7 protein-coding genes and 1 pseudogene are annotated in these 8,497 nt (G+C 70.8%); 5 read left to right on the top strand and 3 right to left on the bottom strand.

Annotated elements, in window-relative coordinates; all coding sequences use genetic code 11:
- From IEY86_RS26125 to IEY86_RS26105, 5 genes and pseudogenes are all read left to right on the top strand, one after another.
- Nucleotides 1–656 (top strand): annotated as a pseudogene (locus IEY86_RS26125) (2-oxoacid:ferredoxin oxidoreductase subunit beta); the annotation flags it as partial.
- A 43-nt stretch (nt 657–699) separates the two neighbouring features.
- Entirely contained in the window at nt 700–2,031 is a 1,332-nt protein-coding gene (locus IEY86_RS26120) for a cation:proton antiporter domain-containing protein (protein WP_189134295.1), read from the top strand.
- Nucleotides 2,032–2,121: 90 nt separating this feature from the next.
- On the top strand, nt 2,122–3,261 hold the full coding sequence (locus IEY86_RS26115) for an acyl-CoA dehydrogenase family protein (protein ID WP_189134294.1): 1,140 nt from the start codon (nt 2,122–2,124) through the stop codon (nt 3,259–3,261).
- The gene (locus tag IEY86_RS26110) at nt 3,258–4,727 is read left to right on the top strand and encodes an amino acid adenylation domain-containing protein (protein WP_189134293.1); all 1,470 of its coding nucleotides are present in this window, start codon (nt 3,258–3,260) and stop codon (nt 4,725–4,727) included. Before IEY86_RS26115 ends, IEY86_RS26110 begins: the two co-directional genes overlap by 4 nt.
- On the top strand, nt 4,727–5,272 hold the full coding sequence (locus tag IEY86_RS26105) for a flavin reductase family protein (protein ID WP_229698764.1): 546 nt from the start codon (nt 4,727–4,729) through the stop codon (nt 5,270–5,272). Before IEY86_RS26110 ends, IEY86_RS26105 begins: the two co-directional genes overlap by 1 nt.
- 71 nt (nt 5,273–5,343) lie before the next feature.
- Here the strand turns inward: IEY86_RS26105 and IEY86_RS26100 are convergent, their stop codons facing one another.
- The 3 genes from IEY86_RS26100 to IEY86_RS26090 form a co-directional block, all read right to left on the bottom strand.
- Nucleotides 5,344–5,640, bottom strand: a complete 297-nt coding sequence (locus tag IEY86_RS26100) for an acyl carrier protein (protein ID WP_189134292.1) — start codon at nt 5,638–5,640, stop codon at nt 5,344–5,346.
- A 246-nt stretch (nt 5,641–5,886) separates the two neighbouring features.
- Entirely contained in the window at nt 5,887–7,572 is a 1,686-nt protein-coding gene (locus tag IEY86_RS26095; RefSeq protein WP_189134291.1) for an NAD(P)/FAD-dependent oxidoreductase, read from the bottom strand.
- 185 nt (nt 7,573–7,757) lie between these two features.
- A complete protein-coding gene (locus IEY86_RS26090; RefSeq protein WP_189134290.1) occupies nt 7,758–8,390 on the bottom strand; it encodes a DedA family protein in 633 nt (210 codons plus the stop codon).
- Between the last annotated feature and the right edge of the window lie 107 nt (nt 8,391–8,497).

Below are 8,497 nucleotides of genomic sequence, written 5' to 3'. Positions count from 1 at the left end.
GCCTCACCAAGGGCCAGTACTCCCCCACCTCCGAAGTCGGCAAGATCACCAAGTCGACACCGATGGGCTCACTGGACGCGCCGCTGAACCCGGTCTCGCTCGCGCTGGGCGCGGAGGCCTCGTTCATCGCCCGGACCATCGACTCCGACCGCAAGCACCTGACCTCCGTGCTGCACGCGGCGGCGCGGCACCCCGGCACAGCGCTGGTGGAGATCTACCAGAACTGCAACATCTTCAACGACGGCGCTTACGAGGCGCTCAAGGAGAAGGCCAGCGCCCAGGAGACGCTGATCCGGCTGGAGCACGGGCAGCCGATCCGCTTCGGGGCGCCCGCCGCCGACGGACTCGGCTCCAAGGGCGTCGTCCGCGACCGCGCCACGGGCGAACTCAAAGTGATCAACGTGGCCACGAAGGGCACGGACGGCGTGCTCGTGCACGACGCCGCCGCGGCCAGTCCCGCCACGGCTTTCGCGCTGTCGCGCCTGGCCGACCCCCACACGCTGCACCACACCCCCATCGGGGTGTTCCGCAACGTCGAGCGGCCGGTCTACGACGCCGACATGGCCGAGCAGCTGGACCAGGCGGTCCAACAGAAGGGCAAGGGCGACCTCGCCGCCCTGCTCGCCGGCAACGACACCTGGACGATCGCCGGCTGACCGGTGGTGTCCGCACAACCAGCGCACCCCCACGGGAGTGAAAGTGAGCCAAGCAGCCTCGCACGCGGAGTGGATCTCCACCGTCGCCATCGGCGACATAGCCCTGGTCCTCGCCGTGGGCACGGTATTCGTCCTCCTTGCCCGCAGTATCAAGCAACCCGCCGTCATTGGTGAGATCACCGCCGGTATCTGCCTCGGACCGAGCCTGCTCGGACTCCTACCAGGAGACCTGCCGACCAAGCTCTTCCCGGCCGAGGTCCGCCCCTTCCTGTCGGTCGTCTCCCAGGTCGGCCTTCTTCTGTTCATGTTCATGATCGGGTGGGAGTTCGACGGAAAGACCGTGCGCGGCCGGCGGCGTTCCACCGGGGCGATCTGGCTCAGCTCCATCGGGCTGCCGCTGGCGCTGGGCATGGGCCTGGCCGCCGTCATCTACAACTCGCACGACTCCGTGGGCGGCAAGCACGTCGACCTGCTCGACTTCGCCCTGTTCCTGGGCGTCGCGATGTCCATCACGGCCTTCCCCGTGCTCGCCCGCATCATCGTGGACCAGCGGCTGCAGCTCAGCCGGGTGGGCACCTTGGCCCTGGCCCTGGCCGCTGCCGACGACGTGCTCGCGTGGTGCATGCTGGCCGTCGTCGTCGCCCTGGTGACGGCGGGCGGCGCGGCGAGCTTCCTCGGGGTCATCGGCTGGTCGCTGGTCTACCTCGCCGTGATGTTCTGGATCGTCAAGCCGCTTCTGGCACAGGCGTCCAAGCGGCTGCCCAACGGGGCCGCGCCTTACGTCGCCGTCGTCGTCGCGTCGGGTGTCTTCTGCTCGGCGTACGTCACCTCCCAGATCGGCATCCACGCGATCTTCGGTGCCTTCCTCTTCGGCATGGTGATGCCCCGCGACCGCGAGGGGGTGCTGTACCAGTCCGCCCAGACTCCCATGGAGCACGCCGGCAAGCTGCTCCTGCCGCTGTTCTTCGTGGTGACCGGACTGAAGGTCGACCTGACCACCCTGACCGCCTCGGGTGTGTGGGAGATGCTCGCGATCATCGCCGTGGCGATCACGGCGAAGCTCGGCGGTGTGGCGATCCCCGCCCGGATGACGGGGATGAACTGGCGCGACGCGTCGACCCTCGGCCTGCTGATGAACACCCGGGGACTGACCGAGCTGATCATCCTCAACGTCGGCCTCGACCTCGGACTGCTGAGCGTCCAGCTGTTCACCGCGCTCGTCATGATGGCGCTGGTCACCACCGCCATGGCCGCGCCCCTGCTGTCCGTGCTGCTGCGCCGGGCCAAGGAGGACGCGGCGTCCACGGCGAAGTCCGCGGCCCGCGCCCAGTCCCCGGCGTCCGTGGGAAACGGGCGCGACGAAGCGGCCGCCTAGACGGTCCGCCGCATGCCCACCCAGTCATGAGAGGACCCGGTCCCGGCCGACTGTCGGATCCGGACCGCCTGATCAACCAGCGGAGGAACCGTGGAGTTCGGCTGGACCACTGAACAGCGTGCCAAGTACGACGCGACCCTCGCCGCGGTGCGCGAGGCGTTCCCCACCGAGGAAGCCAAGCTGACGGAGTTCTACACCCGTGAGGACTGGAAGAAGCTGGGCGACCTCGGCCTGCTCGGCCTGTCCGTGCCGACGCGGTACGGCGGCGGAGGCCTCGGCGCCCTCGACACCGCGCTCCAGGTCGAGGCGCTGGGCCGCGGCTGCGTGGAGACCGGCATGGTCTTCGGCGCCAGCGCTCACCTGTTCGCCTGCGCCATGCCCATCGTGGACTTCGCCACGGAGGAGCTGCGCAAGCGGATCCTGCCCGGGATCTGCGGCGGCGAGCTGATCGCGGGCAACGCGATGACCGAGGCCGAGGCCGGTTCCGACGTCTCCAAGCTGTCCGTCACCGCCGAGCGGACCAATGGCGGCTGGGTGCTCAACGGCGAGAAGAGCTTCATCAGCAACGGCCCCGTCTCCGATGTCTTCACCACCTACGCAACCAGCGATCCCAAGGCCGGGCACCTCGGGGTGACCGGGTTCGTGGTGGAGCGCTCCATGGAGGGCGTCGTCCCCAGCGAGCCCTTCGACAAGATGGGCCTGCTGCAGTGCCCCGCGGGCAGCCTGCGCTTCGACAACGCCTTCGTGCCGGACGAAAACGTCCTCGGCGAGCCCGGGCAGGGCGGCTACATCTTCCAGCACTCGATGGGCTGGGAGCGCGCCTGCCTGTTCGCCGGGTACATCGGGCTGGCGGACCGCCTGATCGACCACTCCGTGAAGTATGTGCGCGGACGACGCCAGTTCGGGCAGCGGCTCTCGCAGTTCCAGGCGGTCTCGCACCGCATCGCCGAGATGAAACTGCGCACCGAGGGGGCCCGGCTGCTGCTCTACCGCGCCTGCTGGGAGATGGACCAGGGCGCCTCGTCGACGCTGTCCATCGCGCTGTCGAAGCTCGCGGTGTCCGAGGGCGTGGTCGCGAGCGCGCTCGACGCGGTGCGCCTGTTCGGCGGCCGCGGCTACCAGCGCGCGGACCGCGTCGAGGCGGCGCTCAGGGACGCGGTGCCCTCGGTGATCTTCTCCGGTACCTCCGACATCCAGCGGCAACTCATCGCAAGGGAGCTCGGCCTATGAGACTGCACCAGCTTCTCATCGAGTCGGCGCGGCGCCACCCTGACGCTGTCGCCGTCCACGGTGCGGAAGGCCCGACGACGTACCGGGAGCTCGACCGGCTCGCCGACCGCTACGCGGCGGCCCTGCTGAGCCGCAAGGTGCGGCCCGGAGACCGCGTGGTGATCTGGAGCCAGAAGAACGTCGACGCGATCGCCGTGATGCAGGCGGCGCTGCGCGTGGGCGCCATCTACATCCCGGTGACCGGGTCCAACCCCCCGGCCCGGCTGACCCGTATCGCCGAGAACGCCGAGCCGGCGCTCGTCGTCGCCGACGAGGACGCGGCCTTCCGTGCCCGCAAGGCCGAGTGGGACGCCGTGGAGCTGCTGAGCTTCGACGAGCTGCGCCGCAAGGCCACGGACGGGGCCCGGCCGAAGGCGTACGAGAACGAGCCGGACGAGCCGGCGTACATCCTCTACACCTCGGGGTCGACGGGCGCGCCCAAGGGCGTGTGCATCAGCCACCGCAACTCGCTGTCGTTCGTCGAGTGGGCGGCGCGCGAGGTGAAGGTGGGTCCCGAGGACCGCCTGTCCAACCACGCTCCGTTCAACTTCGACCTGTCGGTCTTCGACCTGTACGCCGCGTTCCTCGCCGGGGCGTCGGTGCACATCGTGCCGCAGGAGATGGCCTACGCCCCGGCGCAGCTGGCGCAGTTCATCCGCGACCGGGGGATCACCGTCTGGTACTCGGTGCCCTCGGCGCTGAGCCTGATGATCCGTGAGGGCGGGCTGCTCGAGCAGCCGCAGCCGCCCGCGCTGCGTGCCGTCCTGTTCGCCGGCGAGCCCTTCGCCATCCACCACGTCCAGGCCCTGCGCACGGACTGGCCGAAGGTGCGGCTGCTGAACTGGTACGGCCCCACCGAGACCAATGTCTGCACCTCCTACGAGGTCACGGACGCCGATCTGGAGCGCGACCGGCCGGTGCCGATCGGCAGGGCCTGCTCCGGGGACACCGTGCTGCTCGACCCCGACGACGGGGGCGAGGGCGAGGTCGTGGTGACCGGACCGACCGTGATGCTCGGCTACTGGGGCCGGGAGCCGCACCGGGGCCCCTACCGCACGGGGGACATCGCCCGCCGTGACGCCAACGGAGACCTCGACTACGCCGGCCGCCGGGACCACATGGTCAAGGTGCGCGGCCACCGCATCGAACTGGGGGAGATCGAGGCGGCCATCGCCTCCCTGGACTCCGTCTCGGACGTGGCGGTCCTGGTGGTCGGAACCGGGCTCGAGGCCCAGCTCCACGCCTTCACCGTGCCGTCGGAGTCGGGGCGCCCCTCCCTGCTCGCCGTAAAGCGCTGCTGCGCAGAAAGGCTGCCTACCTACATGATCATCGACAAGCTCCACATACTCGACGACCTGCCGAGGACGGCCAACGGCAAGACCGACCGGGCGAAGCTGACAGCCGCCACCGAGGCCGGTGAGCTGTGATGACTCCGCAGGCTCAGAACCTGGTGTCGCCGCAGTCCGCGGACATGGCCCTGGAGTCGCTGCCCTCGGTCGACCTGCAGACCTTCCGTTTCGTGATGGCCTCCTTCGCCAGCGGCGTGTCCGTGGTCACCACCCTCGACGAGAACGACCAGCCCCGCGGGCTGACCTGCTCCGCGATCTGCAGTGTTTCGGTCGACCCGCCGCTGCTGCTCTCCAGCGTCAGCAACCGCAGCGGCACCCTGCCGGCCGTGCTGTCCAGCGGCAGGTTCGCCGTGAACATCCTGGGCTCGCAGGGCCAGTCGGTCTCGCAGCTGTTCGCCTCGGGCGCCAACGACAAGTTCGACCGTGTGCGGTGGGAGCCGGGACCGGCCAGCGGCGCCCCGGTGCTCCAGGTGAACGTGGCGCACGCCGAGTGCGAGCTCCACAACGCCGTGGAGGCCGGGGACCACACCCTGCTGATCGGCCGGGTCATCGGCGGCGGCACCGAGCAGGACCGCCACCCGCTGGCGTACTGGCGCGGCGCCTACGGCCGCATCCTGCAGTAGCGCGGCGCGGTACGACGAAGCTGCCGCCGGCCCCATCGGGGGGCCGGCGGCAGCTTCGTCGTGAGGGGCGCTCACAGGCGGCGCAGGGACCGCTCCTCGGGGGCGTCCAGGTACTCCCGTGCCAGGTAGGCGGACAGCTCCAGCAGGGTGGGGTGGCGCCACACCTCGGTGACGTCCAGGTCGCGGCCCAGCCACTGCTGGAGCGCGGTGACGAGGACCAGGGCGTCCGCGGAGTCGATGTCGAGTTCGTCGATGTAGGCGTCGACCGGCACCTGCTCCGCCGGAACGTCGAGGCGCGTGGCGATGCGGTTGACCAGCCAGTCCAGCACGGTCTTGGCCGAGCGCGGTTGTGTGTGCTCCGTGGTCATCTTCTCTCCCCTGTTGCCATGTGGTGCGGTGCGCTCCGGGAGCTCGCCGCGGATCCTGGTCGCCGTACGCGGCGGACTCTGCGGTGTGCCGTGGGGCGCTGTGCCGTGGGACGGTTGCCGTGGGGCGGTGTGCCCGGCGGCCGGTGTGGGCTGCTGTGGCTGGTACGGCCGGTGTGGAGTGTGCGGTGACGCGGAGCGCCCCGCCGTCCCGACGGGGCGGCGGGCGCTCGTGTGCGGGGCTCGCGGTCAGCGGCTCGAGGCCGAGGTCACCGAGGTGACGTTGTCACGGGTCAGCAGTCGCCGGAAGTCCGCGGGAGCCTTGGTCTTGACCCAGAACAGCATGCGCAGCCGCTTGGGGAAGGTGAAGTGGTACACCCGTGCCTGCGGGTCGCCGAAGCTGTACAGCGGCGGGACGAACGGCTCGCGGCGCAGCTCGGCGAAGATGCGGTCGGCGGCGGCCGCGGAGTCGGCCGTGCCGGCCTCCACCTCGTCGATGGTGTCCAGCGTGCGGTCCACCAGTTCCCGCAGTCCCGCGGGCGCCCGGAACCAGATGCCCCCGAGCTCGAAGTCCTCCACCGGCGCCCAGTCGGGCTCGGGCCCCGGTCCGGCCTCGCAGTCCAGCCTCGCCCGCTTCAGGGAGAGGTCGGCGAGGATCTGCCACAGCAGCCACACCCGGGAGAAGGCGTTCCACAGCCGGAAGTCCCGGCACGCGGTGCGGGCCGCGTGCAGCAGGCGGTCGTTGAAGTCGCCGAGGACGTCCTGGAACTTCGCCACGCGGGAGAACGGCTCGGTGGACCAGTCGTCGCGCCGCACGGCGGGGACGAGCGCGGAGGCGAGGGCGTGCACCAGCTCCGCCGCCATCGTCACATCGCGCGAGAGGAACATGTCGTTGCGCGCGGCCGACCGCTCCAGGGCGAACCACCGCTCGCCGAAGGTGGTGGAGGCGGTGCGCTGGTAGACCCGGTGCGCCCTCCACGGCCGCACCGGTGTGGCACCGGTGAACTGACGGGCGAGGTCGGGGTAGCGGTCCACGACGGCCCGGAACGCCTTGGCCGGGTCCTCGGGCAGGTCGCCGAAGCGCTCGGGGTCGAGGCTGAGGGTGACGCCGGTGACCGGATTCTCGCTGCCCTCGTGGTTGCCGAAGTCCACCAACTGCAGCCAGCCGCCGTCGAAGAGGTGGTGCACGGTGCCCTGCGACCACGGGGTGGCCTTGGGGTAGTCCGACAGCGGGCAGACGTCCTCGAAGGCGGCCACGCCCAGCATATGGGTGGCGTAGACCCGCGAGCGGTGGCGCAGCCGCGGCTCGGGGTCGTCGCCGCCGTGGCGGCGCACCAGCGGGCTGTCCGGGCCGGTGACGTCGACGAGGAAACGGGCCTGGTAGACCGAGCCGTTGGTGGTGCTGACGCGTCCTTCGCCGTCCTCGATCCAGGCGTCGTCCACGAGGATGTGCTCGGGCGCGACGGAGGCTCCGTGGGCGGCGGCGATCTCGAGGGTGTAGCGGTCCACGTCGGGGCGGAACAGATGCCATTCGCTGTGCTCGCCCGGGACATTGAACTGGACGCACTCGCGCGGGTCCTGCGACTGGCCCTCGCGGTGGTGGAGGAAGCCGAGGCTCTTCTTGACGCCGCTGGAGCTCCTGACCTTCCTGGGCAGGTCGGGGAAGAGACCGAATGCCGCGATCTCGGGCACGTTGAACCGCTTGGCGAGCAGGAGGAAGACCTCGGCGGTGTAGGGAACCGTGGTCTCTCCCGCGGGTTCGACGCGGTCGGCCGCCGCGCCGATGATGAGCACCCGGACGCCCTGGCGGGACAGGACCGCTCCGAGGAGTCCGGCCGCCACCGTGCCGCCCAGGATGGCCACGTCGTACTTCTCGGTGGGATCGGACGTCCTGGCGAATTGCTGAGCGTTATCGGTGGACCTGGAGGCCTTCATGGGTCGTCCTTCCGACATGCATGCCGCGGCTGTCCGCATCGGGCCACGACGGACGAGTCGAGGATGCCCAGAAGGAGAGGAAGGGTGGTGGAGCCGTCCTCGAACCGCAAGGGCGTTTTGCGTCGTCTGCCCGAGGCCGCCGATCGGCCTTTCGCACGGCCCCCCGACGGCCGCTCGACGGCCTGTCAGCTGTGGGCCTCGAGACCGGACCCGGCCGACCGCCCGGCCCGTATCCGCCTCATGGCCGCGCGCAGGACGACGACCACGGCGGCGGCGGCCACGAGGAGACCGGTCGCCTCGGCGGCGCCTCCGCGCTGCGCACCGCTGCCCGCCGCGAAGCCCATCAGCACCCAGGCGACGGCCCACACGCTGCCGCCGACGGCGTTCCAGACCAGGAACCGCCGGTAGGGCATGTGGGCGGCGCCGCTCATGACGGGGACCAGCGTGCGCAGCACCCCGATGAACCGGGCTCCGACGACCGCGGCGGCCCCGAGGTGGCGCAGCCGGTCCTGCGCCCTGTCCAGGTCCGCGGGCTTGACCAGGCGCTTGGGCAGCCGGGCGAGCATCGCGCCGCCCCACCTGCGTCCCACGGCGTAGCCGATGCCGGGGCCCGCCACGGCGCCGAGGACGGCGGCGGCGAGAACGACGGCGATGGGCGCCTTGCCGTGGTAGGCGAGCACACCGCCAGCCATGACGGCGGACTGGCCGGGGAGGACGACACCGGGCCAGGAGGAGGCCTCCAGGGCGGGGAGCAGGAAGACCATGGTCACGGCGGCCCAGGCCGGAAGCGCCAGCAGATGCTCGATGACTCGGTCCATCGTCGACCCGCCTCCCTCGCCCGCGCTCCGCCGCTGTGGGCGGGGCACTACGGCGCAGAATTCATCACCTAATGAACTCTACAGCTGATGAACTACTGAGGGCAACA

It is taken from the genome of Wenjunlia tyrosinilytica, from assembly GCF_014646055.1.
GTDB classification, from domain to species: Bacteria; Actinomycetota; Actinomycetes; order Streptomycetales; family Streptomycetaceae; genus Wenjunlia; species Wenjunlia tyrosinilytica.
Note: the sequence above shows the minus strand (reverse complement) of the source record. Positions and strands in the feature narration are given on the sequence as shown.

Excerpts from the sequence above, each read along its gene's own strand:
- IEY86_RS26110 (WP_189134293.1), top strand. The coding sequence starts at position 3,258 with ATGAGACTGCACCAGCTTCTCATCGAGTCGGCGCGGCGCCACCCTGAC.
- IEY86_RS26105 (WP_229698764.1), top strand. The coding sequence starts at position 4,727 with ATGACTCCGCAGGCTCAGAACCTGGTGTCGCCGCAGTCCGCGGACATG.
- IEY86_RS26100 (WP_189134292.1), bottom strand. The coding sequence starts at position 5,640 with ATGACCACGGAGCACACACAACCGCGCTCGGCCAAGACCGTGCTGGAC.
- IEY86_RS26095 (WP_189134291.1), bottom strand. The coding sequence starts at position 7,572 with ATGAAGGCCTCCAGGTCCACCGATAACGCTCAGCAATTCGCCAGGACG.
- IEY86_RS26090 (WP_189134290.1), bottom strand. The coding sequence starts at position 8,390 with ATGGACCGAGTCATCGAGCATCTGCTGGCGCTTCCGGCCTGGGCCGCC.